The following is a 350-nucleotide window of genomic DNA, read 5'->3' on the forward strand; positions in this document are numbered from 1 at the left end:
CAGCTTAAACGAAAGATTAATGAATATATTAAAAAATACAATCGATTGCCTCTGCCAATCAAGAGTAATGGTGTGTCGATTTTTTAATTACAATTTGTTTTGCGGCAATTGAATAAATTTCTAAATTGCCGCAAAACATCAAAGGGCACTGATTCATGTTGAGAGAAAAAATTAACATTTATTGTTGTTCAGTTCACCATTTGGCATAACAGTGCACTCAATACTTTTGATTTGTTTCAGTTGTTCTTGGGTCAAATTTGCCCCTATCAAAATAGAGCTGCGTATGATTACATTATTCAAATTCGCATTTGTAAAGTTTACCCCCGAAAAATTGGCTTGATCCAAATCAG

General features: G+C 32.9%; 1 protein-coding gene. It reads right to left on the bottom strand.

Annotated features, from left to right (window positions below):
• Nucleotides 1-171 precede the first annotated feature (171 nt).
• Nucleotides 172-345 (bottom strand): pentapeptide repeat-containing protein, encoded by a 174-nt coding sequence (locus tag OQJ26_RS19510; protein ID WP_416209974.1) that lies wholly within the window; start codon nt 343-345, stop codon nt 172-174.
• Nucleotides 346-350 lie beyond the last annotated feature (5 nt).

This window comes from Legionella sheltonii, from assembly GCF_026191355.1.
In the GTDB taxonomy this organism is placed as follows: Bacteria; Pseudomonadota; Gammaproteobacteria; order Legionellales; family Legionellaceae; genus Legionella; species Legionella sheltonii.